The sequence below is a fragment of the Labrenzia sp. 5N genome (assembly GCF_012395805.1).
Lineage (GTDB): Bacteria > Pseudomonadota > Alphaproteobacteria > Rhizobiales > Stappiaceae > Roseibium > Roseibium algicola.
Genome location: NZ_JAAZTM010000014.1, coordinates 96,958 through 123,133, shown reverse-complemented (window position 1 = coordinate 123,133; position 26,176 = coordinate 96,958). Strand labels below are relative to the sequence as shown.

Sequence of the window (26,176 nt, the reverse complement as noted above, 5' to 3'; positions counted from 1 at the left end):
TTTCCTCAGGCAGCAGGTTCACGCGCCGCGGTTTGCCGGTCGGCAAACAGGCGCAGATATTGTTCGGCAACAGCGCTGACGGACGGCGGCTTGCGGATGTTGGCTGCAAGTTTCCGGTACTGCGCGGCATCTCCGGCAGCTGTCGCCATCGCGATTGCCAGGCCGACCGGATCGTTCTTGCGCACATGCAGGCCATCGACGCCGTCCCTGACGGCCTCGGCCATGCCGCCGACACCGCTGGTGATCACCGGCCGTCCGTGCTGCTGTGCTTCTGCAATGACCAGCGGTGCGTTTTCCCACCACAGAGAAGGCACGACGACCCAGTCCACGGGCTCCATGAGACCGGCGACATCATCAGGTTTGTAAGCCCCCAGGCGCTGCACTCTGGGTGCGGTTTCCTCGAACAGCTTTTCGATGCGTTTGACGAATTCCTGGTTCTGGAAGGGAGCACCGCCATGGATCCGCAGCTCGAAATCCATGTCCTTTTCCACCAACAGCTTTGCCGCCTGCAGCAGAACCTCGACACCCTTCCAGGGGGTCAGGTTTCCGAAATAGCCGAACACGGTTTTGGGCGTGTCGTCAGCCGACCGGCTCTTGGCCGGTGCCGCGTCCGGTCTGCCATTTCGAATGATCCTGATTTTCTCCGGCGGCAGGCCCCAGCGCACATAGACGTCACGCAGAAACGCGCTTGGAGATACGAACTCGTCGACGGCCTCCAGATGCGTCTTGATGAACCGCTCGCGTAGACGCATGTCGTTCGGCTTTGCTTCGGGCAGGCACTTGCACAGCCCTCCCGACCCAAGCGCGGCACAGGCTTCGTCCGGGCTTTTCATCAGAACGCCGTCGTTGGCGCAAATCGCGTAATAGTCGTGCAGCGTCATAACGATGCGCACGTCGGGCAGCACCCGGCGGATAAGAACCGGCAGTTCGACACCGAACAACAGCAGATGGTGGATATGGACCACATCCGGCCGAAAGCTTTCCAGCAGTGTCCGCATGTCCGGTACAAAGGCTTGCAGATCGATCTGGCTCATGTTGAACCGGTCGAAATGACCAGCCCACATCAGCAACTCGTCACCGCTGTCGCTGATCGCCTGAAAGCTGGTACCGGGATGCGGTTCGCGGTGCAGGTGGTTGGTCGCACCGACAAACAGTGACTGGTGCCCGGCCTTGCGATAGGCCCTTGCCAGGTCAAGCGCGACCGTCTCCGTCCCGCCGGGGTGAAGATCCGGATGATTATGCGCGAAGACAAGGATCCGCATCAGGATACCCCCCGCGACGTTTTCACGGCAACGAAAAAGTCCTGGTAATGCGGAGCCCCGTTGCCGCCGCGCCAGTGCCCGAACCGCTTCAGGGCGATTTCGAATCCGGCCGTCTCCAACGCCCTGTCGAGGAAACCATCATCGAAGGCGACCGCTGCGAGCGGCGCTTGCGGGTTGCCGTACCAGGCAGGCCCTTCGCCGTCGCGTCGAAACACGACACGTGGGATCAAGCCTTCCCCGCGGTCCGGCGCAATCACGAAAGCCGACAGAAACAACCTGCCTCCCAGCTCCATGAGGCGCGAGATTTCGCGAAAATAGGGCAGGATCTCTTCCGACGGCAGATGGGTGACCACCGAGGTCATGATGGCAAAATCGAACGAGCCGTTGGCGAACGGCAGGGCAATCTCCGTGCCGCGGATATAGCCGTCGGGATTGTAGAGAGCGTTTGCGATATCGAGATGCATGAACCGGAAATTGGGATAGACCGACCCGATGTTGCGCGTGCACCATTGAATGCCCGCCGATGCCGGATCGATACCCACATACCGGGCGGTGTCCGGATCCAGATACTGGGTCAGAGGCACTGACATCCGGCCAATGCCGCAACCGACATCAAGCACCCGCTCATGCGCGCGCAAGCCCCCAAGGTCGATAAAGTGGCCCAGAAACTCCGTGCCGATGGCAAGATAGTCACCATCTCCGACGAAGTTGTCCTCGCTCGGTGGAACCGGCAGGAACCTGTTACGGCCGATGTAACCTTGCAGGTCTGCAATCCGCTCACTGCCGAGTGGGGATGTGACCAGACTGGTGGCATCCTTGATGAGAACCGGCGAATTCATGCACTCAGCCCTTTTTCACGCCGCTCCGCAGCTTCCATCAGGGCAACGATGTCGTCCTGCCAGCGGGACTGGTGGAGCCAGCGATTGTATTGAGAGGCGACACCGCGCGTGTAATCTTCGTTCTTGCGAATGGAAACACGCTCGAAGTGGTAGAGTTCGACGTCGCCCAGATAGTAGATCTTGCGATTCAACTTGCGGAGTTTCAGGCACAGGTCGCTGTCTTCGTAGTCACCGACGATGAAGTCCGTCGTGAACCCTCCCACCGTCTCGAAATCGGCTTTCGACAGAACGAGGCAAGCACCGGTTACCCCCGGCACCTCGCGGGAGGTGCTGGCTTCCGGAAACTGACGCGGGAAACCCTTGTAGTAGTGATGGTTGAACCAGCGGCCCTTGTCGTCCTGGATAAACTTCAACCCGGCATGCTGAATGGCGTTGTCTGCATAGAGCAGCTTGCCGCCTACTGCCGCGACCTGCTCGTCCATCATCAGGCTGGCACACAGCTGTTCGAGCCAGCCGGCCTCGACCGGCACGACATCGGAATTGATCATCGCCAGATAGCGCCCGCGCGCTGCTTCCGCACCTGCATTGCAGGCAAGCGCATAGCCGCCGTTGCGTTCCATCACGACGAGCCGAACGGGAAGGCCATAAAGAAGATGGAACCCGGCGAGCAGGTCCTCCACATGGGTTACCTGTTCGGGGGAGTCGAGCACGAAAATCACCTCGGCGTTTTCCGCCAGCCAGCTGTCGGCGGAAAACGCCGCAAGCTGCGCCTTGATGAACTCGAACACCTTGTAAAGCGGGATCACGATCGACACGGTCGGATCGGTTAGCGGTTTGCCGAACAGAACTTCGGACGGTTCACCGACTGATTGCCGGAAACGCGACTGAATATCGGACAAGACATTCGACAGACAGGTCGCCAGAACTTTGTCGCTCGCATGGCGCGGTGTCACGACGGAAAGCGCCTTCGCCCTCGTGTCGGGGATGTCACCCGGCTGCGGTGGCGGCACCAGCAGTTCCCGCTCCCCCGATGCCAAACGGACTTCGAACCGGGGCTGCAGATTGTGTTGAAGCGCCCTGCCGACCGGCGCAAACGCGACAAAGCGCTTTATCGCATAACCGCCTTGGGTTTCCGGCAGAACGCCATCGAACGTGTGTAGCTCAAGCGCAACCGGACCGGCGTCACCGGCAAGAATATCGAGCCCCTGATAGACACGGGCGGGATCGCGCAGCCAGCCACCGACCAGGACACCGGCTTCGCAGGCGACAGCGGTTTCCACTGCACAGAAGGAGCCGGTTTCTGACAGCGAGCCATGCCGGCGCGCCGGCAAGGGATCGCTCACCTGCAGGTCCCGTATGGCTGCACGCGCCTCATCGGATTTGGCGCCGACGTCCGACACCAGGTAGTCCCGCACTTCCGGCAGCTTGCGCGAATTGGTGGCCCACCATGCACCGACAGTGCGCTTCACGTTGTCGGTAGCCAGTTTCCGGATCGCCAGACCCCAGCTTCCGGACAGCACCAGAAAACCGTTGGCAGGCGGCTGCGGCATGTCGACGGCACCGAGGAACAATCTGCTCTTGCCGCCATTGTACGGCGTGTTGCACGTTCCGCTATCCAATCGCAGAACACCCGTATCACCGATCACGACCGCTGTTTTGATGTCGGTGCTGTCGCTGTTGATGAGAGTTTCCAGCAACCGGACGGAACCGATGCTCGCGACAGCATCCACAACCGGCGGCGCATCGTTGACGGAGCGCAGCAGCTCTCTTGCAAAATTGACGAAACTGCGGGAACGCCCCAGCCGGAACATGCCGGACCAGGCGCTCAGGAAAGTCGTGACGAAAACTGCGCAGGCGGCCTGACTGAGCCCGTTGGTAATGGCAAAGGCATCGGCGGCAGGACCAGGCTTTGCGGCGTCGACAGAAAGCGTCGCCTCGGACCCGACCGCGCCGGCGCTCAACTTCAGACTGAGCCTGGTTTTTTCCTTCAGCGAAACAGCCCATACGACTCGCGACTGGCCATCAAGCCGGTTCAGCCGGACACTCGCAATGGAGCCGAAGGACTGACCGCCCTGCTCCACAAGCCGGGGCGCAGCATTTACCTGATGCGCCGGATCCCAGACAAGAAGAAGAACCTCCGGCGTAAGTTGGAAGTAATGCGGGGACTCAAAGTCCGCCTCGGCGTATTTGCCCAGGGTCTCGAGCATCTTTGTCCATCACTGTTCTAAGGCCTGAGTTGCGGACGGCCACAGGCCAAAGGCCGGTACCCGGGCACACGGACGACCGCGTGCCCGGGTGCGGGATCATCAGGAAACGACGATGTAGCCGTCAGGATTGTCCTGAAGATCGTCGGCATCGACGTTGTTGAGCGTGACGGTATCGCCGTTGCCGAGATCGATGACCGTGTTGTTGCCAACCTGGGTCGCCCGTGCGGCGACATCGGCAGCAGAGGAAACGCCGGTATCGTTGATGTTGCTCGAGATCTGCACCAGATCGCCGACCTGGAAATCCATGACGATGTCGTTGCCGCCACCGCCGGAGAACACGAAGACATCGTGGTCGCCACCACCGAACATCAGATCGTTGCCGGCGCCGCCGTCAATGATGTCGGTTCCTTCGCCACCGAAAATGATGTCGCCGCCGGCACCGCCTTCGATGTAGTCGGAGCCCGCTCCGCCGAAGATGGTATCGCTGCCTTCACCACCAAGAATGACGTCTTCGCCACCTTGCCCGAAAATCTTGTCGGCACCCTCTCCGCCGACGATCAGATCTCCACCTCGGCCGCCGAAGAGGAAGTCGTCCCCTTCATTGCCGAGCAGAACATCCGATGAGCCCAATCCGAATATGAAATCCTGAGCATTTGTACCTTGCAGGAAATCCTGAAAAGCACTGCCTTCAATCGTGGCCATGTAGCTAACTCCTGAAGTTCGCCTCGTTACATTTGACGCCCCGCGAACCGCGGCACACCGCACTGCACAAACCCCGTATTTTTGCAGCGCGAGAAGTACAATACACAATTACTAATCTCTTCAAAGGGATGAATAGTGAAAAAAATATGGCAATATTTTGAAGGAGATAAACTAATTCTACTTTTCATTTAATAGTAGTTCGAAAATACAATTCCTTTACGTTTATTTTATTTCGAAATTCAAAACAAAATCAATGAAACCACATGATCCCCCATAGATTGAAATCCAATTTCTGCGATTTTTCAGATGCTTGAAACCGCCCGCACTTCATGCAGAAACAGCACTCAACCGCCTCGCCGGAAAAATAAACGACATGGTGGTTTTGCAACGCACTAATCGCGTTAAAGGTGCAATTTTCGCACTGCACCAGGAAAATGCCCCCACGCTCGGAATGGACCGGGCTTCGAAAAAGCAACGGGCGGTCAATGCCGCCCGTCGTTAAAAAAATTTGTTGGAGCACAAAAAAATTGCGCCTCAGTCTTCCCGGAAAGCTCGATCAAGGCTTTGCGTGATCGGCTCGAGCAGATAGTCCATTGCCTTGCGAGCACGCCGGATAATCAGGACTTCCGCCGGCATGCCCGGGTAAAGCGTCAAGGCGGGCTTGCCGTCCAGCTCTTCAGAAAGAACCTGTGCGCGCACGATGTAGAAGGCCGCTTGTGTCTGGGGATCGACGGTCTGGTCGGCAGCGACATAGGTCACCTCCCCTCCCAGCGGGCTGGTGTTCTGCCGGTCATAGGCGGTCAGCCGGATGCGTGCCTCCGAGCCGACGCGAACGGTATCGATGTCGTTCAGGTTCATCCGAACCTCGACAAGCATCTTCTCGTCTCGCGGAACGATATCCATGATCGCCTTGCCGGGCTCGACCACCCCTCCGGGTGTCCGCATCTCGATCCTGGAGACAATACCGGCCTGTGGGGAATGGACCACCAGCCGGTCGAGGACATCCTGCGACGAGATGATCTGTTCGTTGGTGAGGTTCAGCTCAAGCTGAGCCTCGAGGATCTTTCCGGCAATGTCGCTTTGCCATTCCTGTTCGGCCTGCAACAGGGCAACTTCCGCACCCTGGCGCGCCTTTTCCGCACGCGCCTTCTGGGCCTCCAGCTCACCGCCGTCGCCAATCATCTCGCTCAGTTCCAGCTGAACTTCGCTAAGCATGGCTTTTGACGTGAACCCTTTCTTCTCCAGGCCACTGAGGGCGTCGACACGCTCCTCAAGCAGCTTTCGCCGGTGCCCCGTGGCTTCGATCTGGGCCTGATTGGCCTCGATCTGCGCCACATACTGCTCCATCTCCTTCTGCTGAAAGGCGATCTTGCCCTCGTAGACCTGGCGGCGTTTTTCGAACACCCCCTGTTCGGCCGCCACCACTTCGGCGATCAGGGGCTCGCTGCTGTTCTTGAGCTCTTCCGGAAATACGATTTCTTCCGACAGGTCCCGCTCGGCCCTGAGGCGGGCCAGTCTCGCCAGCAAACTGGTCCGTTTGCCATGGAGCTGCGCCAGCTCGGCACGTGCCCGCGTGTCGTCCAGCTCCACCAACGGCTGGCCGGCATCCACGAAATCCCCTTCCTGCACGAGCAACCGGCGCAGGATTCCGCCTTCCAGATGACTGATGGTCTTGCGCTTGCTGTCGACAATCACCTTGCCGGTGGCAACCGCCGCACTATCGAGATCGGCCGTAAATCCCCAAAGCAGAAATCCGCCAAAGCCGATCGAAACGGCCAGAGCTGCCGCCAGAAGCGGTTTGCGCAAGCTTGGCGGGCGCGCATCGTCCGCCTTGAGGGCGGCCATCCAATAAGCCTGGCCTATTCCGGTCGCCGCCTCGGACGAAGGTGTGGCAACCGGCGGCCTTGCCTGCTCGGAACGCTCGCTCATGCCACTTCTCCACTCGTCGGCAGGGCACGGGGTGCGGCAGGTGCCGGCAGGCGCCTTGAAATACTGCTGACGACATCCGTCCGGTCACCGAACTGGCCGATCCGGCCATCTTCCAGCACCAGGATCTTGTCGGCCGCTTCCATGATCGCTGGCCTGTGCGCGATGACGATGACGATGGCGTTGTCTTCCTTTGCCTGCGAAATGGCACGCAACAGGGCAACCTCCCCTTCCGTATCCAGGTTGGCATTGGGTTCGTCGAGCACGAGCAGGCGCGGCCGTCCGAACAGCGCACGCGCAAGGGCGACACGCTGCTTTTGTCCGCCAGACAGGGTGTAACGGTTGTCACCGACGGGCGTATCGTAGCCGAGTGGCATCCGGCCGATCATCTCGTGAACGCCTGCAGCACGTGCCGCATCGATCACCATCTGAGGGTCGGCATCATACATGCGCGAGATGTTGTCCCGAACCGTTCCATCCAGAAGTGACACCGACTGCGGCAGATACCCGACCATCGCACCAAAGGACGCCCGCTCCCACAGATAGGCGTTGTGCCCGTCAAGAAAGACACCGCCCGTCGTGGGCTGAAGAACTCCTACAAGCAGACGGGCCAGGGTCGACTTTCCGGCTGCCGACGGGCCGACAATGCCAAGTACGTCACCGGGTTCGAGCGTGAACGAAATGCCCTTGATAACAGGCACCGGTGCGTTGGGCGGCGCGTAGACCAGCTTGTCGATCTTGAGCGATCCCTGGCTGGGCGGGGTCGGCACGGTCTGGCGAAGCGAGGAGTGGTTCTCCAGAACCTCGCGCACCCGGCCCCAGGCGGTTGATGCGAACACCCACTGGCGCCAGTTTTCCGTGAGATTGTCGAAAGGGGTCAGCAGGCGCCCCATCAGGATACTTGCGGCGATCATCGTGCCGGCAGTCACCTCTCCCTTGATGACGAGATCTGCGCCAAGCGCCAGAACCGCGATCTGCATGCCAAACCGGAGGCTTCGCGTCAGCGCGTGGATTGCCTTGCCGCGCCGGCTTCCCATTGCCATCAGTTCCGTGGCATGGAGCTGCCCCTTGCGCCAACGGCGCGTCAGGGCAGGCATCAACCCCATTGCCTCGATCGTCTCTGCGTGGCGAAGCGTGGAGGCGATCGTCGCGACATTCTGCAAGTTGGCGGTGTTCGCTTCCTTCAACAGCGAGCGTGTCGTCATGTCGGACAGGAGGTTGAGCCCGATCAGCGTAATCGCTGAAACAACAGCCAGCAGCCCGTAAAGCGGATGCAGGGCAAACAGCACAATCAGGAACAGCGGCACCCACATGGCTTCCAGCGGTGCGCTGATGGCGTTGCTGGTTATGAAGGTGCGAAGGTCGTTCAGGTCCCGCAGCACTTCGGAGGCCATACCGCCCCCCTTCTCCAGCGAGGATTTCACCCCCGCCTCGATTGCCGTCAGGTTGAGACGCCGAACCAGTTCGCTCCCCATCACCTGGAAAATCTGGCTGCGGATAAATTCGAGAATCGCAAAAAGCATCAGCCCGCCACAGGCGATGATCAGCAACATTGTCAGGGTATCGAGGCTCTGACTGTTCAGAACCCGGTCATGAACCTGCAGCATGAACAGCGGAACGATCATCTGCAGCAGCGTGATGAACCCGCTCAGAAGCGCCGCTGCGGCGAGACCGGTTGCAAAGGTGACTCGAGCCTCTCTTATGAGACGGAACGGATCGATTGCGTCCGGTGTTGTCTTTTCAACCATTCAAGATTCTCCGAAGCCTCAACCGATAGGTGTGTTCGCACGTGCGAAAAAAAGAGCGATTGCCCAGAAAACGACACATCTTTTCCATAGGAATGACGAAAGCATATAGACTAACTTGGGGTATCTAGTGCCTTTAATTATGGCAATCGATTGGCAAAGAGAAGAAATGCAAAAACAAAACTAATAAATGCATCAATGTGCATAGACAGGGAGCAGAATAGCGATGAAATTATTTCGAATTTAGTTCGAATGTAGGTGGGAGTTTGGGGCAAATGCACAAAGTCTTAGAAGACGCAACAAGGGACATGAATGGGCACGTTTCGCGGACTGAACCTATGGTTGAAGAATCCATCAATCATTCAGCATACGGGGAAAGGGAAAGGATCGCGGCTCCGGCGTCGCAAGCGAACCATTTCGAACTCGTAAGGGTCATCGAACGAATGTATCGGCGCTACCTTGACCGCCTCCGCGTCGATCTGATCCGAATAGGCGCGGACGACATCTCTCCCGCCCATGCCATGTTGCTTTTCACCATCGGTGACGACGACCTGTCCGTGCGGGATCTGATGGACCGCGGTCACTATCTCGGATCGAATGCGTCCTACAGCCTCAAGCAACTTGTCCAGTCCGGCTACGTCGACCGAACGGCTTCGGCACGGGACCGGCGCTCAGCCCGTATCCGTCTGACCGACAAGGGAAAGATGCTTTGCAGAGCCGTGAAGGCAGCCGACGAGGTCAATCAGGACCAGATCGTGCGGTCCGAACAGGACCTGAAGGCTCTCGAGGAAACATTCGCACTGCTGCGCAAGCTTGAAGTCCTTTGGGCAACGGACCTTCAACAATCCCCCTTGCGTCTGGACGGCACCCGTTTCTGATCGAAGGTTTGGCACATGCATATCGTGTTCGTGCACCGGCATGGGCCCGGGCAGTTCGTTCATCTTGCCCGACGTCTGATCGCCGATGGCTGGACTGCCACGCTCATATGCGAATCCCTGGACCGGCCGGTGCCGGGCCTGCGTGTGCTGCGCTATGCCGGTGACACCCGGCAGGCGGCCAGCACAGGTGGACGGCCTTCCGTTCCCTACATCGAGGCGGGCCGCAAGGTTGCCGATATCCTGCACAAGCTGGACCTGAACGGCCACAAGCCCGACATTGTTATGGGACATATCGGTTGGGGCGGCATGATGTTCGTCAAGGATGCCCTGCCGCATGTACCTGCCATCGGTTTCTGCGAATATTACTTCCAGCCGCAGGGCGGAGACGTCGGGTTTGCACCTTCCGACGAGATGTCGCTGCAGCAGCGCCAGACCATGAGGCTCCGCAACGCCATCCAGCTGTCCACTCTGGACCAGCTCGATGCCGGCATCAGCCCGACGGCCTGGCAGAAGAGCCGCTATCCCGCAGAATACCGGTCAAAGATCCTCGTGCAGCATGAAGGCATCGACACCACCCGGGCTCGCCCCGACGCGATGGCCGGATTTCGCCTGCCGGACGGTAGGCACCTGACCGCGGGCGATCCGGTGGTCACCTTCGCGGCACGTGACCTGGAACCCTACCGCGGGTTTCCCCAATTCATGCAGGCGGCAGCACTGGTCGCCCGCGAAAATCCGGAAGCCAGGTTCGTTGTTGCCGGTGGCGACGGCGTCAGCTACGGACGCGCACCGTCTCGTGGCGACACATGGCGCAACCGGCTTCTTCAGGAAACCGGCCTTCCACCTGATCGGATCCATTTTGTGGGCCAGATTCCACACAAGGATCTCCTGAGCCTGTTTCAGGTCTCTGCAGCCCATGTCTATCTGACCTACCCGTTCGTGCTGTCCTGGTCATTTCTCGAAGCCATGGCCTGCGAGGCACCTGTCATCGCGTCCAAAACCGCTCCGGTTCAGGAAGTCGTTCGAGACGGGGTCAACGGCAGGCTCGTCGATTTCTGGGATACGAAGGCAATCGCTGCCGAAGTTTGTTCGGCGTTGCAGTCTCCGGCAGACCGGCAGGCCATGCGCCGGGCAGCGCGCCGGACCGTTGTAGCCAGATACGAATTGTCAGCCTGCGTCCTGCGCCTGCAGGCGCTCTTGAGCAAGCTGCCGAACCGTTCGGCGCAAGGGCAGCCCCGCCTTGGACCAGTCGCCGGAAGGCGCAACGTGGTGACGGAGTGGAACCGGGTATGAAGGGAATTGTTCTTGCCGGCGGCGCCGGGTCTCGCCTGTTTCCCATGACGCTGGCAAGCTCGAAGCAGCTTTTGCCCGTCTACGACAAACCAATGATCTACTACCCGCTGACCACGCTGATGCTCGCCGGCATTCGAGACATTCTGATCATCTGCACACCGCGGGACCTGAGCGCGTTCCAGCGCGTCCTCGGCAAGGGAAACCGCTGGGGCCTGAACCTGTCCTACGCTGTCCAGAAACACCCTGCTGGCATTGCCCAGGCATTCCTGATCGCGGAAGACTTTCTGGGTGGGGAACCGTCGGCCCTCATCCTGGGCGACAACATCTTTCATGGCACCGGCCTGTCGGAAAAAATGCTGGCGGCCCGCCGAAACGAGACCGGCGCAACCATATTCGCCTATCAGGTTCATGATCCCGAACGATACGGCGTTGTCGGCTTCGACAGCGCAGGCAAGGCTGCCTCGATCGTTGAAAAACCGGTTGCCCCGCAATCGGACTGGGCGGTGACCGGCCTCTATTTCTACGATGCCAGGGTTGTCGACATCGCCCGAACCCTCAAACCATCCGCCCGCGGCGAACTTGAGATCACCGACATCAACAGGGCCTATCTGGAAAGCGGTGACCTCAGCGTCCAGATGCTGGGCCGGGGCTATGCCTGGCTGGATGCGGGAACGCCGGAATCGCTCCTGGAAGCAGCCTGTTTCATCCAGACACTGGAATCCCGCCAACGCCTGAAGATTGCCTGTCCTGAAGAGGTCGCATTCTACCAGGGCTGGATCTCAAGAGGTGATCTCGAAGCGCTGGCGAGCGAGATTTCAGGCACGACCTACGGCCGTTACCTGAACTGGATCGCCAGGGAAGCGGCAAAAGCGCAATATGAACCGGCAAGCGCCCTGGCCTCGTGAGAAGCATCAGAAGCGCGCCGTGATCGAGGCCTGCAGATTGAGGTCCCCGGCTTCCGTTTCTCCTGCGTCCTGCAGGGCAACGCCCGCAATCAGGTTTGCTGTCAGATTGTCTCCAAGAGCATAGTCGAAGCCGGCGCCGACACCGGACAGTGTCGCATTGTCGTCTGTGGCGTGATCGATCCCGAAGCCGATATCGGCAAACAGATAAGCCGACAGACTGTCGTTTGTCAGTGATTGCGGCCAGCTTTCAGGCAGGTTGCCGGCAAGCGGCGAGAAGGACGGCAGACGCAATTCGTTTCGCCAGATGACACCGCTGTCCACGCTGGCATCATCGTAGTTATAGCCACGCACTGCATGCCGCCCACCAAGCGAGATCCGCTCCGTATCCGGCAGCACCTGTCCGGCGAGCGTGCCCGAGAGGGCGCTTACCCAGAAGAACCTGTTCGGAAGAGACGCTGTGCGGCTGATGTCCGCCGCAAGATACGCATAGTCGACCGACTGGACACGCCCGTTGGTAAAGGTTTGCCAGGTGGTTGCCGCATTTCCCTGAAGAACACCTCCCGGATTGGCCTTCACCCTGACATCCACTGCCGTGCGGCCAAGACGGTCATCGAACGAATTGCTCCAGCCTAGCACCATCTGGAACAGATCCGCGGCACCGTCGGCAACCGCGACGCCATTGAAGAAGGTTGTCCGTTCCAGACGTTTCAGCTCGACACCCGTGTAGATATCCCCCCAATAGCGCCCCGGCAGGAGATTAGAGACGGCAGACCTATAGATGATCGGCAATTCGTAGGTGGTGTTTTCAAAGTCGAAAAAACGGTTCGGCGTCTCGCGTGACGCAACCAATGCCGGTGCGATTTCAAGACTTTGCCGGGCCCACGTCGGAATGGTGAGCCTGCCTGCATGGGACACATAGGAGGGGTAGTCGCCTTCACGCGGAATGACAATCCCCGGATCGCTCCAGATGTCGTCGCTGGCCGTCATCTGGTAGGAAAGCCAGGGGCCGCCCGGAAAGGGAAGACGCGCATTGCCACCCAGAAAATACCGGTCGCGTCCTGTGTCCTGCGATCCGGAATTGGACCACCCCGCAAACACCTGCCACGGCCTGCCGTCATCGATCGTGACTTCGAGGTCGCTGAGCGCAGCATCCTCGCCCGGGCGAAAGACCCCACCCGCCCGCCTGTAGGGGGAGCGGTTCAACCAGCCGAGATCCTCTTCCAGTGCGCGCGCATCAATGCGCCCACCGGGGTTGATCCGCAGCCTTGCGCGGATCTCCTCGGCGTCGCGCTCGTCGAGCCCCTGAACCGTCACGTTGCCCGACTTGAACTCGATCACCCTGACCTGCAGCACCCCGCCGGTTATTTCCTGCGGTGGCAGGGTAACGGATACGAACGGATAGCCGGCATCCTTGTAAACGCGGGCTATGGCAGCCTGGATTTCCCCCGCAAGGGCGAGGGAAAGCGGCTTGCCGAGATACTCCGACAGCACGGCATCCAGTGCAGCCTGATCGAAAGCAGCCGCCGGACCGCCGATGCCCTTTGGAGCTCGGCCTGCCACATCGTCGGACTGACCGATCAGATAAACGCCGGCCAGGTCAACGCCGAGTGGTGACCTGTCGGTGGCACCGAAGTCCTGGGGAGCGACGTCCAGCGAGACCGGCTCTCCGGGTTCGGCAGCAGGCAGGTTTCTCTCAAGAGCCTGCTGGGCGAATGAACCTTCGGAAACGAGCGCAAGACCGGCCACCAGGGCCGCAGTTATCGTATGTCTTGTCATGCCGGACTACTCTGCCGCCGCACTGAGCCAGCGACCGAACGAGCGGTTGCAGGGGTGAACGGCACCTTCGCCGCCGACCACTCCCGGCTCGCAGGCAGAGGGATTGTCTTCAAGTGCCTCGTCGGTATCCGGGGTCTGCAGCCGGTTGCGCTCCAGCACCTGCTGGCGGGGATCGGTGGAAGACTGTCCGCTGCCGGAAGAACCAGACGTTTCGGAAGGACTTGTGATCGTCAACGTGCCATCGACGCTGACAATGTCGTAGCCGAACTGATGCGAATAGAAACTGTTCCCAATGGCATAACTTCCGGCCGCGGTTGCCGTGACGGCGGCACCGCCATCGAAACTTCCGAGGAGGCTCGCTCCGGCAGACGACAAGGCATAGGTGAACCCGCCGGAATACACCGTTCCGTCATATACTTTCGACTTGTCGTCACCCGTTACCGTAATTGCGGTCAGGAAACCTCGCAGGAGCGGAGTTGTCTGCCCCTCGTAGATGCGCCAGGTGTTCGCCGTGCCGCCCTGGTCGTCAATTCCAAAACCGGCTGAAACGAACGTGTCGAGCTGCTGCATGGCACTGCTGGTGACACCGGAAACATTGGTGACCGAACCGCCAAGCTGATTGCCGACTGCATTGTTCAGCCCGGTAGTCTGTGTATCCCAGACACTGTTGGTGAGCGTGATCGTACCTGCGTCCATTGTGCCGACCAGGCCGCCGCCGTTCAAACTCGCGGAGACGGCACCGGTTGCGTAGGAACGGGTAACGGACGACCCGTCAAGCATCCGCCCGACAATGCCGCCGATCTCATTGCTGCCAGACACGTCCCCAGTGGCGTAGCTGTCGGAAATGCTGCTGGCCGTTACGCCGACGAGCCCGCCGGCCATGCTGCCGGTGTGGATCACGTCGCCAGTCGCAAAGGACCGTGTGATTGGCGCTCCGACGGAGTGGGCAACCAGCCCACCGAGACGCGTCGCGATGCTGTCGGAACTTTGCACGGTCCCGGTCGCATAAGAGAGATCGACCGAGCCCGAATCAATGGAGCCGATGAGACCGCCTGCGCCATATGGTGTGGTGGTACCACCCGTGTTATCGGCAAGGAGCGTGACAGTTCCGCTGGCATGAGATCTGGAAACGTCGACATTTGACACCCGGCCCATCAGTCCACCGATGTCATAACGGCCACTGACGTTGCCGGAAGCGGACGAACGGGTAACCTGCGATGCATCAGAGACCTGGCCGTTACCGATAAGGCCACCGGCAGCATAGGCCGTGGTGGTGACATCCGCCGAGGAATGTGTGTCTGTAACGGAATACTCCGACGCCATAACTCCGGCAACGCCGCCGACATTACCTGCGCCTGTCACCGTGCCGCCGACCGAAACATCCGATACCGAGACCTTGCCACCAACGGCAGCGCCGATCAGCCCGCCAACACCGATCCCTCCCGCGATGTTGACGTTCGTCAGTTTGAGATCATGAATGGAGATATCCTGACCATCGGCTCTAACGACGCCAAACAACCCGATCGTGTTGAAGTTACCTGTCGAGGTCAGGCCATCGATCGTATGGCCGCCACCGTCGAAATTGCCGCGAAGGCTTGTCGACGCAAAGCCGGAACCACCGTTCCAGGCAGCTGTTCCCGAAGCGTCGATATTCCGGGTCAGCACATAGTTTACCGGCGTGGTGCCGGAACCTGACTGTATGCCCTGAAGACTGTAGACATCGAAGATCTGGTACGGGTTGGCCTGCGATCCATCACCACCAAGCGCACGTATGAAATGACCGCCCTGGATATCGAAATCCCGGGCATAAAAGTCCGGCAAACTGCTGCCGACCTGCAGCCAGGCGGTATCGGACTGGAAATCGGCGACATGGATATCACCCGTCGCCGTTGAAGTGACATTCGTTGCGCTGCTCGTCCGGTCCACACGCAGCTTGCCGTTCGCCGCGGTGACGGAGCCGTTGATCTTGATGGAGGCGTTGCTGGCGTCGGCGTAGAGAGAAAGCTGGTTGCTGTTAGACCACGCGACATCGCCGTTCACTGTCAGGTCACCGTCATGGGCCCACAGGATGGCGTTGCTGTCGCCGACCGAAAATGTGCCATTCGTTGCAACAGTCAGGTTGCCACCGGCGTAAAGATTGTTGTCGAGATTGAAGTTGGACGTCGCATTCAAATTGAAGTCGAGACTGTTGCCGTTCCGGTCGGTTCGCACAACCGCCGACGTGTTGAACAGGAAGTCGAGATCGGTGTCGCTGAACGCGCCGATGGTCGTGTCCAGAGCGGTGACCACGTCCGTCATGGCCGCCGCACCGGTATTGATGTTGAAGGCATCGCCCCAGATATCGGCTCCGGAGACGCCGGTCGACGTTACTGTGTCGGCGAAAGTCGCCGCTTTGGCGCTTTCACCGTCCAGATAAGACAGGACCCCTGCGGAATTGAGCGATCCGGCCGTGGTCAGGATGTAATAATACCCGTTTGCCCCGGTCACAGCGCTGCCGACAAGATTACCGCCGGAAAGTGCGCTGACATTTGCCCCGGTTTGGGCCGTCGTGCCCGCATCACTGTAGACGATACCCGAGACGGCCTCGGGTGTGGCGGCATACTCCCACTTGAAATAAGGGAAAAGTCCGCTGCCAGTGCCCCAGATGCTGCTGTCCAGGGTAAAGCCACCCAGGGTCAGCGATCCCTGCATCTGGGAAGTGGTCAGGCCGCTCGTGTTGGTCACGGTGGGGGTATAGGAATTCGTGTAACCGATCACCTCGGTTTGTCCGGTCGTTTCAGTATCCCAGGCCGTGTCGGTTATTGAAACGCTTGAGTCGGAGACTTCAGCGACCAAAGCGGCTGCATATCCTTCAGCCTCTACAAGACCCGTAACAAAGGAGTTCTCAATGACTGTGTTCCTGTCGGCCGTACCGATGAGCCCTCCAGCCGCGGCACCGTTTGTGCCGAGCACCTGACCGGCAAAATACGAGTTCGAGATCGTAAGATCTTCTGCGTACCCAACCAGTCCACCAGCCTCCCGAAAGCTCCCTGACGAGGTGACTGTCGCCGTCGAATAGGAATTTTCGATCCTGTTGTCGTTGTCGTCTGTGGTGCCGACAAGACCACCGACCTGCCCTCCGGTTATCGATCCAGTCGAGCTGGAATTCGATATTATCAGCCCTTCACCCATAATTGCGACGAGGCCGCCGGTAGCACTGCCCCCATCCGTCGTCGTGACGGAAACATCGGCATGAACATTGGTCATGGTCGACTGGTCGATGTTGCCGTAATACCTGGCCACGACGCCTGCGCCCCAGGAATTCGCCTGAACGGTTCCACTGACAGTCACATTCGACATGTTGTGACCGTGATAGTTCCCACCACCTGTGTCGCCGATCAGAATTGCCGTCTGGTTGTCGCCGGTAACAGACGCGTTCGTAAGTGTAAGGTCCTTTATCTCCAGGTCACGTCCGGAAGTGAAATAGTTGTCTTGCCAATAGCTTATGAGTGCGACATTGCTTTCGGACGGCCGGTTGATATAGAGGCCGTCTATCGTATGTCCCTTGCCATCCAGACTTCCGGAAAAGGAAACGGGGTCAAAGCCAGCACCGTTATTCCAAGATGATGTCGTCGACGCGTCGATATCGTTCGCAAGTTCATAGTAGAGGCTGATATCGCCGGACCCGCCACCACGACTGTCATGGGTCGTTATCCCTTGCAGGCCGTAAACGTCAAATAGCGCATAGGGGTTGGAAAAAGTGCCATCGCCACCTTGCGCCCGGATGAAAGTGCCGAATCCAACACTCAGTGCGTTCGTGGCAAAGTCTGGCAGGCCCGTGCCGACCTGATCCCAGACACCCCTTGTGAGAGCGAAATTGTCGACATCGACCGCGCCGGCCGCTCCCGTCGAGATCGTGCCGACAGCAGCCGTCCCGCTGTTACCGTAAGCCAGCAGGGTCAGCCCACCGTTCTGGCCGTCGATGGCCGCATTGATCGCGATGTCGTTATAGGCGTTGAGCGTGAGTGTGTTTGTGCTCGTCCAGGTGATGCCGGAATTGATGGTTATGTTGCCGTCGCCCGCACTCTGGTTGCCCGGACCGCTTGCCGACGAGTTGGTGGTCTGCAGGCTGACGTTGTTGCTGGCGAGGTTGGAAGAGATCGTTGCCGCCGCCGCCGCATCGACCGTCAGGTCAACCGGGTCGATCAGCCAGAGGCCGGTCTGACCGCCTTCAGCCGAGGTGTCGACCGCAATTCCGGAAAAATCGATCGTGTTTCGGGCAGACGTTTCGACAAAGCCGCCTTCACCGCCCACGCCACCCCTGGCGCTCAACGATCCGGAAACACTTGCCGTGTCCTCGGCAAACACCACGATTTCACCACCCTTGACGCCGCTTTCTTCCGCCGAGGCGTCGAGCGTACCGGTGATCGTGATTTCTCCGCCCGTCACCGTGATGGCGCCACCCTCGGTCGCCGGCTTTACACCCGGAACCGGAACGTTCTCCGCCAGTCTGCGCGACTTGAGCTTGCCACTGACCTGGACCTTGCCCGTATTGCCCGCCGTCAGGAATATCCGGCCACCGGAAGTGCTGACACCGGTTGCCTTGACGACACCATCCGTGTTTCCAGCCAGCGCAAAGACATTGCCGCCATTCGCGCGGATTTCAGCGTTGGCTGCCGAGATGGTTCCGGAATTGAGTGCTTCGGTATCGGCTCCGCCAAGCTTGACCGACAACAGGCCGTCTGCATCGGCGACGTCTTTCATCAGGACTTCGTAGCCAGCGGCAAGGGCTGCGGTCCCGTTGGGCGCTTCAAGCGTGCCACTGTTTTCAACGCGGCGCGCAATCAGTGCAATGTCACCCTGCGCAGACCGGATAGTGCCCGCATTTACGACTTCGGCACCGCTCGTGCCGGAAAAGGTCAGGCCGCCACCATTCAGAAAATCGCTGTCGGTAACGTCCTGCGTCGAAGCGACAAACGAACCACCTGTCGACACAAGGCCGCCGCTGCCAACCGCAACTCCGGCGGGATTGACGAGAAACACGCTGCCCGTCGCGCTGAGGTTGCCATCGATACGGCTCGGCACATTGCCCGTGACCCGATTGAGCGTGGCACCGGCGCCATTGTCGAAATGAACCTGATTGCCGGAGCCGATGGAAAAGCTGCCCCAGTTCACGATACCGGCATCGCTTGATTGCTTCACATCAACCCGTGAATCACCTTGCGTAATGGTTCCGTTGCCATGCGTGAAACTGCCCCCTTGCGGCAGGGCATCGCCTGAAAAGGCTGCGGTGGGGACAAGAGCTGTCGTCAGCAGTAGAGATGCGGCAAGGGAGGCTGTCCGGTTTGAGCCGGAGGGAATGGCAGGCTCAACCGTTGCGCTTGAAACGCCGGTGTTTCGGGTCCTGGACGCCATTTGTATCATTACTCCCGCTGTTGCGTCGTCTTGTGCCCACGACGGTCAACATTGGTGTAAATACAGATGGCGAGTGATCGAATTCCACCTACCAATACTAATCAATTCTGACAGATTCTGACGAGACTTGCTTCCTTTGGGTGACACCTGTCTGAAATCGAAGCTGCCGCAATGAAGGCCTCGAAACTGTTACTTGAACAGGCAGGCCGCTTCCGTCATCACAAGCGCATGCTCGATCTCAAGACCATGTTGCTGCTGGAATTCGCGACAACCGCTTTCATGTCAGTTGCCTGGCTTCTCGTCTGGTTCGTCTGGCGCCAGATCTATGAACTGAAGGTCATCGCGGCCGGTTTCTTCGCCATTGCGATTGGATTGTTTCTCTATTTGCAGCGCGGTCCGGACCCATCGCTCTTTCGCGTCGTAACGGACAACATGGTGATCAAGTTTGGCCTGGTCCTGTGGGCCGACGGCCTGGCGCGCTTCCTGGGACAACCCCGTTTTGTCGGCATCAGCGCGTTCTGTCTCGCGGCACAACTCCTGTTCTGGATCTTCGCCGTTATCTACGATCCGACAGACCTCGGCCTGCGCATTCATGCCTCCACTGCCTTCACGGTGGTGATGATGGCACTGATGATCCGGACGCTTTACCGCGACCGCTCCCAACCCCCTTTCCTGCGCTGGATCATGATCTTCCTGCTTGGGGAATATTCCGCCGCAAGTCTGCTGCAGAGCGCACTCGTCTACATTCAGCCATCAACGGTCGCCAATCCGGTGATGACCAACATCAACACATGGTACTTCTTCCAGGGACACATCTTCATTGTCGGCTTTTTCTTCTGCCTGATCTTCATGGTGGGCATGCGCCTGTCCATGGATTTGCGCGACCGCAACGCTGCGCTTGCGCGCGAAGTAACATTGCGACGGCGTCTGGAGGGAGAACTGTCCGCCAGTCTGGAAGGGGAGAAGGCCGCCCGCCAGGACCAGCGCCAGTTGATGCGCATGGTCAGCCATGAGTTTCGCACCCCCCTGGCCGCAATCCGCTACGCTAGCGACATGCTCACCCTGATGCTGGAACGACCGCAGCAGGCTGTCGCCCAACGTCTGAAAAGCATCGACGAGGCCGTTTCCCGCATGACGATGCTGATCGATCGTTTTCTTGCAAGCGAGCGGCAGGATGAAGGTGTGCTTAAGATCGAGCAGGTGGATTTCCCGGCCCTTTATGAGGACGTTCAGCGGCACTTCGACCATGCCGGCCTTGGCGAACGCCTCAGACTTCATCCCGTTGCGCCGATGCCGGCATACCGGGGAGATACCGAGATGCTCCGCACGGTGATCGTCAATCTGGTCGACAACGCGCTCAAATACTCACCAAAGGACGCTGAGGTCGAGATCACGATAGGGGTCCACAACGGTGATATCGTTCTGGAAGTGAAGGACCGCGGGATCGGCATTCCGGATCGGGACCTGGCGCAGATCGGCAACCGTTTCTACAGGGCCTCGAACACTGGCGGAACCGGAGGCAGCGGGCTCGGCCTGCATTCCTGCCGGCAGCTTGTCGGCTATCACCAGGGACATCTGGATTTGAGTGCAAGACAAGGCGGCGGCACGCTCGCCAGGGTTTTCCTGCCGCTTCCCGGATTTGCGCGAGCGGACTCTGAGACCATGCAGGAGGAGGAACCGGCATGAACAGGATTTTGATCGTGGAGGATGAAAGTGCTCTTCGCGCCGACCTGTTGGATTATATGCGTCTCAACGGCTTTCAGGTCAGCGGCGCGGGCGGCGCAGCTGAAATGTGGACCGCGCTGGATGATGCCGACCGACCGGATGTCGTGATCCTGGATGTTTCGCTGCCGGATGGAAACGGCTTCGACCTTGCAGGTGACCTGAGGGCGAAAATCAATTGCGGCATCATCATGCTGACCGCACACGGAGACAGCGAAAGCCGTGTCCGCGGGTTCGACAGCGGTGCGGACATCTATCTCGTCAAGCACACCAGCCTCAGGGAAATACTGGCTGCGGTGCAGAGCCTCATACGCAGACTGTCCGGTGCTTCATCAGAAGGCAACAGCACTGCAGAATGGGTGCTGGACAATGTCTCCTGGAAGCTTCTGCCACCGGACGGCGACGCCATAAAGTTGACCGCAACCGAAAGGATCTTTCTGGAAGCCCTGGTCTCCAATTCCGGCGCTCCTTGCGCCCGGGACGATCTTTCCCGGCTTCTTTCCAATCGCCAGACCCAATTCGACAACCGGCATCTGGATGCCGTCGTCAGCCGCCTCAGGCGCAAGATCCAGGATCAGACCGGGGTGGAATCGCCCATCAAGTCTGTCTATGGCGTCGGGTATTCCTTCAGCGCCGCCTGCAAGATGGACAGCTAGCCCGGCTTGTCCCGCTCTGGCTGCCGAACACGTGGCGGAACCCGAAGGGTCTGGCAACACCGCCGTGCATATTTCCGTCGACATTCGGAATTCTGATATAAGGTGCCTCCAAATGAGGCAATCCGGGATGTCAGGTGCAATCAGTTTTCAGAAAATATCCGTCATGCCGGCCGTCATTGCGATGTCCTGCCTGGCGACACTCCTGCTGTTGACTGCCGCAAACGCGCGGGATCTTCGTGTCCTGACGTCCTTTCCGGACTATTTCACGAAGCCCTTCGTCGATGCGTTTTCGAAGAAGTATCCGGCGATCAACGTTACCGTCCTGAACAAGAACACGGTTGCCTCGGTCGAGGAAATCCTGCTGGAAAACCCGCGCGGCTTCGACCTGTTCTGGTCGTCGTCACCGGAGGCCTTTTCCCTTCTCGAGAAATTCGGCCGCCTGCGGGAACGCTCACAGGACAGCAGCCAGACCTTTGTCGATTTCGCCTATTCCGGTGTCGGCTGGTGCTGGATGGAAGACTTTGAAGGCAGGCCGCCCACAAGCTGGAACGATCTGCTGGACGCACGTTTTCAGGACAGGCTGGCCATGTCCCACCCTGCCCGGTCTGGGTCCACGCACATGCTGCTGGAAGTCATCCTTCAGGACCGCGGCTGGGATCGGGGCTGGCAGTATATCTTCGGCCTGTCCCAGAACCTCAAGACCATCACCGCCCGCAGTTTCAGTGTCATAGAGGGGCTCAAGCGCGGCCGCTTCGATGTTGGTCTGTCGATCGATTTTCTCGCGCTGACGGAAGCCGACGACGGCGTTCGCTTTCAATATGGTCAACCGGTCATGATGGCCCCTGCCCGGATTTCCGTTCTCAACCACGGTTCCGCCCATGAGGAGGCGGGCCTGTTCATCGATTTCATGTTGAGCAAACCTGCGCAGGAACTGCTGACACAGCCTGACATCCGCAGGATCCCGGTGGACACCACTGTTCGCGAACAATCCCTGAACCAGTTCCCCAGGGAAGTGCAGGCTGCGCTGAAATTCAGTTGGTCCACCTATGACCCCAATCTTGCCGAAACCCGGTATCAGGCAGTCAACGACCTGTTCGACATCTTCATCACCAGAAATCTGGTTCAGCGCAGAAACCTATTGCGGCGCCTGGAAACGTTGAGCCGTCAGGCGCCTCCCGATCTCGTCCCTTCGCTGATCAAGATTAAGAAGAAGCTCAACCAGCTTCCCGTGTCCGAGATAGATGCCGTGCGCTCGGAACGCTACCGGGACGCACAGGAGGAAGGCGCGAACTCGCTTGTCGGAACAGGCGAGGAATGGAGCCTTGCCACCTGGCGCGTTGCCGCCAGGGAGCAACTGGCGGAAGTCGATGCCATGCTGACCGGGCTCGAGGCAAGCATCCGGAATGGTCTGGCTGTCAATGACTGAGACGGCAAACCGCGGGCGCGGCACGATATGGTTTCGATTGCTGCTGTCCATCCTCACGATCGCCGCGATCACCTGGATCATCCTGGCCATCGGCGTGGTCTTCTTCACTCAGGCACGCAGCGATTTTGGCGAGATCACCGAAAAGAGCATTCCGGAAATCGCCCTGGCCTCCGAGCTTTCCGAATATGCGACACGCCTTGCCGTCATCGCGACCGAGATTGCCGCGCAGACCCGGGAACGCGAACCGGAAGCCATGCGCGAGGATGTGGAAGCCGCAAGCCAGGGCATTTCGGGCCTTCTGGAAACAAACATCCTGAGCGACACGAAAAACACCGCGAAGATAATCGAGGCGAAGGAAACCTTGAGCGACAAGCTCGGGTCCTTCCTGCAGGTCTCCCGGGATCTGCAGGCAATCAACAGATCGCTGGAACACTACCAGGTGGAACTGCGCTGGCTGCAGATCGATATCCAGACCGAAGTCGCTGCCCGCATTCAGGACCTGTCCTTCAACATCGACAGCCTGTCGTCAGAAATGGTCCGCTCGCAGTCGCGCACCGACCGGGTCGCGGCTGCCGCGATCATCCGGCAGGAAACCCTTCTTCGCGAACAGATGCAGACAATCGGGTCAAGCACGGCGACGGCGATTACCTTCCTGCTGCAGGCGCTTTATGTCGACACGGCGGAAAAACTCGCACAGCTCGAAGATCTGAATTTCGACGCGCTTGAAAACCTCCAGGGCATGCTGGCGGAGGTCCCGCAAAAGGCCGACACCGAGACGCTGGTGTCCTCGCTGGAGCGGCTGCAGGCCTTCGCCTATGACGAAACGGGGGTCTTTGCAGGATCGCGTGACCGGATCGAGCTGCAGCAACAGGCACTTGGCGACCTCAGCACCGCACAGGCCGCCGTCGCAGATCTTCAGGCAGCCCTGGTCGAGTTGGGCAGGGAACGCCGTCTTGCCGCCCTCACCTTTACCAATCAGGCAGCCGAACGGCTGCGCATTGCCTCTCTGCTGCTGGCCGTCGCAACTGTCATCTGCGGCGTCATCTGCGCCGGCATTCTGCTGTTTTATGTCCGCAACCAGATCGTTGCCCGATTGCACCGGCTGGCAGAAGCCCTGATCGAGATCGCTCAGGGCAATCTCTCCACGCCGATCCCCACCCGCGGCAACGACGAGATCGCCCGCATGGGGGCAGCGACGGAGATCTTCAGATCCTCCGTGGTCGAACTGAACAGAACCCACGAAAACCTGCAAAAGGAAATCGTGGAGCGCAAACGCGCCTTCGACCAGTTGAAGCAGACCCAGCGCGAACTTGTTCAGGCCGGCAAGCTGGCGGCTCTCGGCCAGATGTCTGCGGGCATCAGTCACGAACTGAACCAGCCGCTCGCGGCCATGAAACATCACCTGCACAATCTTCGACTGCTGCTTGCCAAGGGCAAGAGCGAAGCGGTCGAAGCCAAGGTCGACGTCGTTGAAAACCTTGCCGAGCGGATGTCACGCGTCATCAAGCACCTGAACGGCATAGCCCGCCGTTCGGACTACGCGGTCAAGGACCTGACGCTGGAACAGGCCCTGGAACCTGTCGTATCGCTGTTCGAGCGGCGCCTGGAGGAAAGCAGCGTCGCGCTCAATGTCTCCGACGCTGCCGGCAAGCTGCCCCTCCGCGCGGATCCCGTGTTGCTGGAACAGGTCCTGATCAACGTCATAGGCAACTCGGTCGACGCCATCGACATGAAAGCGGCAGGCCGCGGTGAAATCCGCATCGAGGCAGAGCAAACCGGCGGTGACGCGACCATCCTGATCGCCGACAACGGCATCGGCCTTCAGGGACAATCGGCAACGCAGCTGACCGACCCGTTCGTGACCACCAAGGAAGTCGGCAAGGGTCTCGGTCTTGGATTGACCATCTCCTTCAACATCATGCAGGACATGGGCGGGCATCTGGAACTTGCGGAAAACGACCAGGGTGGCGTAACCGTTCAGCTGAGGCTGCCATGCGCGGCACAGAACAAGGTGGGGCAGCTTGAGCACTCGGTTTGAAACGGGCGAAATCGTTCTGGTCGACGATGATGCGGATCTGCTGGAAGCAATGCAGGAAACGCTCGAGCTCGCCGGGTTCAGCGTACGTTGCTACGCCAACGCCAATGTGATTGCCGAACAGATCCAGCCAAACTGGAACGGCATCGTCATCAGCGATATTCGCATGCCCGGCAGAACCGGCATGGAGTTTCTGCGCCTGATCCAGGAAAATGCCCCACAGGTCCCCTTCATCGTCATTACGGCACACGGCGACGTGAAGACCGCGATCCAGGCGATGAAGCACAACGCCTATGACTTCATCGAGAAATCCACCGAACCGCAACACCTGATCGACACGGCCCGCCGGGCACTTGAAAAGCGCAGGCTGCAACTCGAAAACCTGGCGCTGCGGCGCAAGGTTCAGCGCATCCGCGATCCTCAGGGTGAGCTTATCGGCAGTTCGCAGGTCATGGCTGACCTGCGGTCGACGATTTCGCGCATCGGCCCGCTGAATGTCGATGTGCTTCTGCACGGCGAAACCGGCACCGGCAAGGACCTGACCGCACGCTGTCTGCATCAACTGTCCCCGCGCGCGCCGGGACCGCTTGTGACGATCAACTGCGGTGCCGTCACGGAGATGGACATTGACCGCGAACTGTTCGGCTTCGAAACCGAAAACGGCTCCTTCCCGGGGCGGATCGAACGGGCGCAGGGCGGAACACTTTATCTGGATGAACTTGATTCCATGCCCAATGCGCTGCAGACGCGGTTTCTGCGTGTACTGGAAGAGCGCAAGATCACAAGGCTGGGCGGCAGCGATGCCGTCCCGGTCGATATCCGCGTCATCGCCGGCGTGAAGACCAATCCTGCCGCCCTCGTTCACGATGGCCGCCTGCGGGGCGATCTCTATCACCGGATGAATGTCGCAACCCTGTCCCTCCCGCCGGTGCGTGAACGCGGCAGGGATGTCATCGAACTGATGGAACACCTTCTGGATCAGGCCTCGGAAAACCACGGCCTGCCGCTTCCGAAACTGTCACAGCGCCAGAAAAAGCAGTTCCTCACCTATGACTGGCCCGGCAATGTTCGCGAAATTCGCAACATCGCTGCACGGCTTGTCATCGGCCTGGAGGCTGACCTGCAGATAGGCAGCGGCCAGCCCATTGAGGTCTCCACAGGCTATGAGGCGGCCATGACCGCCTTCGAAACCGAGCTCTTGCAGAACGCTCTGCTTCAGACCGGTGGCCGCAAGGCAGAAGCCGCCGAACTGCTCGGCATCCCGCGCAAGAGACTTTACCTGCGCCTGAAAAGCTGCGGTCTTGCGGAGGAAGACGGGTCATGATCGACACGTTGAACGTGTCAGTTTTGACACAAAAATATCAATAAATTCAATAATTTGACTCGAAAATTTCGTCAGTGATAGCGTTTCCT

Annotated in this window: 16 protein-coding genes; 8 read left to right on the top strand and 8 right to left on the bottom strand. The window is 59.5% G+C overall.

From position 1 onward, the window contains the following. Positions 1 to 5: 5 nt before the first annotated feature. From HEP89_RS14130 to HEP89_RS14105, 6 genes are all read right to left on the bottom strand, one after another. The gene (locus tag HEP89_RS14130; RefSeq protein ID WP_197923220.1) at positions 6 to 1,262 is read right to left on the bottom strand and encodes a glycosyltransferase family 4 protein; all 1,257 of its coding nucleotides are present in this window, start codon (positions 1,260 to 1,262) and stop codon (positions 6 to 8) included. Beyond that, positions 1,262 to 2,101, bottom strand: coding sequence for a class I SAM-dependent methyltransferase (locus HEP89_RS14125; protein WP_168692310.1), 840 nt, complete (start codon positions 2,099 to 2,101; stop codon positions 1,262 to 1,264). The genes HEP89_RS14130 and HEP89_RS14125 overlap by 1 nt, the downstream gene beginning before the upstream one ends. After that, the gene (locus HEP89_RS14120) at positions 2,098 to 4,308 is read right to left on the bottom strand and encodes a glycosyltransferase family 2 protein (RefSeq protein WP_168692309.1); all 2,211 of its coding nucleotides are present in this window, start codon (positions 4,306 to 4,308) and stop codon (positions 2,098 to 2,100) included. The genes HEP89_RS14125 and HEP89_RS14120 overlap by 4 nt, the downstream gene beginning before the upstream one ends. 99 nt (positions 4,309 to 4,407) lie before the next feature. Beyond that, positions 4,408 to 5,010 carry a calcium-binding protein gene (locus HEP89_RS14115; RefSeq protein ID WP_023003324.1) on the bottom strand — a complete coding sequence of 201 codons (603 nt, stop codon included), beginning with the start codon at positions 5,008 to 5,010 and terminating at the stop codon, positions 4,408 to 4,410. A gap of 534 nt (positions 5,011 to 5,544) precedes the next feature. Beyond that, a complete protein-coding gene (locus tag HEP89_RS14110) occupies positions 5,545 to 6,939 on the bottom strand; it encodes an HlyD family type I secretion periplasmic adaptor subunit (protein WP_209014708.1) in 1,395 nt (464 codons plus the stop codon). Then, complete coding sequence (locus tag HEP89_RS14105) at positions 6,936 to 8,684, bottom strand: type I secretion system permease/ATPase (RefSeq protein ID WP_023003322.1); 1,749 nt, start codon at positions 8,682 to 8,684, stop codon at positions 6,936 to 6,938. The genes HEP89_RS14110 and HEP89_RS14105 overlap by 4 nt, the downstream gene beginning before the upstream one ends. A gap of 440 nt (positions 8,685 to 9,124) precedes the next feature. Here HEP89_RS14105 and HEP89_RS14100 point away from each other — a divergent pair, with 440 nt between their 5' ends. Genes HEP89_RS14100 through rfbA form a run of 3 tightly spaced genes read left to right on the top strand, consistent with a single transcriptional unit; the run spans position 9,125 to position 11,754 of the window. Beyond that, positions 9,125 to 9,559 (top strand): MarR family transcriptional regulator, encoded by a 435-nt coding sequence (locus HEP89_RS14100; protein ID WP_228148025.1) that lies wholly within the window; start codon positions 9,125 to 9,127, stop codon positions 9,557 to 9,559. Between the two features lie 15 nt (positions 9,560 to 9,574). Further along, positions 9,575 to 10,849, top strand: coding sequence for a glycosyltransferase (locus tag HEP89_RS14095; protein ID WP_168692308.1), 1,275 nt, complete (start codon positions 9,575 to 9,577; stop codon positions 10,847 to 10,849). Next, the gene (rfbA, locus tag HEP89_RS14090; protein ID WP_168692307.1) at positions 10,846 to 11,754 is read left to right on the top strand and encodes a glucose-1-phosphate thymidylyltransferase RfbA; all 909 of its coding nucleotides are present in this window, start codon (positions 10,846 to 10,848) and stop codon (positions 11,752 to 11,754) included. The genes HEP89_RS14095 and rfbA overlap by 4 nt, the downstream gene beginning before the upstream one ends. A 6-nt stretch (positions 11,755 to 11,760) precedes the next feature. Here the strand turns inward: rfbA and HEP89_RS14085 are convergent, their stop codons facing one another. Beyond that, the gene (locus tag HEP89_RS14085; RefSeq protein WP_168692306.1) at positions 11,761 to 13,530 is read right to left on the bottom strand and encodes a ShlB/FhaC/HecB family hemolysin secretion/activation protein; all 1,770 of its coding nucleotides are present in this window, start codon (positions 13,528 to 13,530) and stop codon (positions 11,761 to 11,763) included. A gap of 6 nt (positions 13,531 to 13,536) precedes the next feature. Continuing rightward, positions 13,537 to 18,924 carry a filamentous hemagglutinin N-terminal domain-containing protein gene (locus HEP89_RS14080; protein ID WP_168692305.1) on the bottom strand — a complete coding sequence of 1,796 codons (5,388 nt, stop codon included), beginning with the start codon at positions 18,922 to 18,924 and terminating at the stop codon, positions 13,537 to 13,539. Between the two features lie 171 nt (positions 18,925 to 19,095). On the opposite strand from HEP89_RS14080, the gene HEP89_RS14075 reads away from it, so the two are divergent. The 5 genes from HEP89_RS14075 (at position 19,096) to HEP89_RS14055 (ending at position 26,087) form a co-directional block, all read left to right on the top strand. Beyond that, positions 19,096 to 20,610 carry an ATP-binding protein gene (locus HEP89_RS14075; protein WP_168692304.1) on the top strand — a complete coding sequence of 505 codons (1,515 nt, stop codon included), beginning with the start codon at positions 19,096 to 19,098 and terminating at the stop codon, positions 20,608 to 20,610. Continuing rightward, complete coding sequence (locus HEP89_RS14070; RefSeq protein ID WP_152505720.1) at positions 20,607 to 21,302, top strand: response regulator transcription factor; 696 nt, start codon at positions 20,607 to 20,609, stop codon at positions 21,300 to 21,302. The genes HEP89_RS14075 and HEP89_RS14070 overlap by 4 nt, the downstream gene beginning before the upstream one ends. A 163-nt stretch (positions 21,303 to 21,465) precedes the next feature. Next, the gene (locus HEP89_RS14065; protein ID WP_168692303.1) at positions 21,466 to 22,728 is read left to right on the top strand and encodes an ABC transporter substrate-binding protein; all 1,263 of its coding nucleotides are present in this window, start codon (positions 21,466 to 21,468) and stop codon (positions 22,726 to 22,728) included. After that, entirely contained in the window at positions 22,721 to 24,766 is a 2,046-nt protein-coding gene (locus tag HEP89_RS14060; protein WP_168692302.1) for an ATP-binding protein, read from the top strand. The genes HEP89_RS14065 and HEP89_RS14060 overlap by 8 nt, the downstream gene beginning before the upstream one ends. Further along, the gene (locus HEP89_RS14055; RefSeq protein WP_209014706.1) at positions 24,750 to 26,087 is read left to right on the top strand and encodes a sigma-54 dependent transcriptional regulator; all 1,338 of its coding nucleotides are present in this window, start codon (positions 24,750 to 24,752) and stop codon (positions 26,085 to 26,087) included. Before HEP89_RS14060 ends, HEP89_RS14055 begins: the two co-directional genes overlap by 17 nt. Positions 26,088 to 26,176: the final 89 nt, after the last annotated feature.

Excerpts from the sequence above, each read along its gene's own strand:
- HEP89_RS14130 (WP_197923220.1), bottom strand. The coding sequence starts at position 1,262 with ATGCGGATCCTTGTCTTCGCGCATAATCATCCGGATCTTCACCCCGGC.
- HEP89_RS14125 (WP_168692310.1), bottom strand. The coding sequence starts at position 2,101 with ATGAATTCGCCGGTTCTCATCAAGGATGCCACCAGTCTGGTCACATCC.
- HEP89_RS14120 (WP_168692309.1), bottom strand. The coding sequence starts at position 4,308 with ATGCTCGAGACCCTGGGCAAATACGCCGAGGCGGACTTTGAGTCCCCG.
- HEP89_RS14115 (WP_023003324.1), bottom strand. The coding sequence starts at position 5,010 with ATGGCCACGATTGAAGGCAGTGCTTTTCAGGATTTCCTGCAAGGTACA.
- HEP89_RS14110 (WP_209014708.1), bottom strand. The coding sequence starts at position 6,939 with ATGAGCGAGCGTTCCGAGCAGGCAAGGCCGCCGGTTGCCACACCTTCG.
- HEP89_RS14105 (WP_023003322.1), bottom strand. The coding sequence starts at position 8,684 with ATGGTTGAAAAGACAACACCGGACGCAATCGATCCGTTCCGTCTCATA.
- HEP89_RS14100 (WP_228148025.1), top strand. The coding sequence starts at position 9,125 with ATGTATCGGCGCTACCTTGACCGCCTCCGCGTCGATCTGATCCGAATA.
- HEP89_RS14095 (WP_168692308.1), top strand. The coding sequence starts at position 9,575 with ATGCATATCGTGTTCGTGCACCGGCATGGGCCCGGGCAGTTCGTTCAT.
- rfbA (WP_168692307.1), top strand. The coding sequence starts at position 10,846 with ATGAAGGGAATTGTTCTTGCCGGCGGCGCCGGGTCTCGCCTGTTTCCC.
- HEP89_RS14085 (WP_168692306.1), bottom strand. The coding sequence starts at position 13,530 with ATGACAAGACATACGATAACTGCGGCCCTGGTGGCCGGTCTTGCGCTC.
- HEP89_RS14080 (WP_168692305.1), bottom strand. The coding sequence starts at position 18,924 with ATGGCGTCCAGGACCCGAAACACCGGCGTTTCAAGCGCAACGGTTGAG.
- HEP89_RS14075 (WP_168692304.1), top strand. The coding sequence starts at position 19,096 with ATGAAGGCCTCGAAACTGTTACTTGAACAGGCAGGCCGCTTCCGTCAT.
- HEP89_RS14070 (WP_152505720.1), top strand. The coding sequence starts at position 20,607 with ATGAACAGGATTTTGATCGTGGAGGATGAAAGTGCTCTTCGCGCCGAC.
- HEP89_RS14065 (WP_168692303.1), top strand. The coding sequence starts at position 21,466 with ATGCCGGCCGTCATTGCGATGTCCTGCCTGGCGACACTCCTGCTGTTG.
- HEP89_RS14060 (WP_168692302.1), top strand. The coding sequence starts at position 22,721 with ATGACTGAGACGGCAAACCGCGGGCGCGGCACGATATGGTTTCGATTG.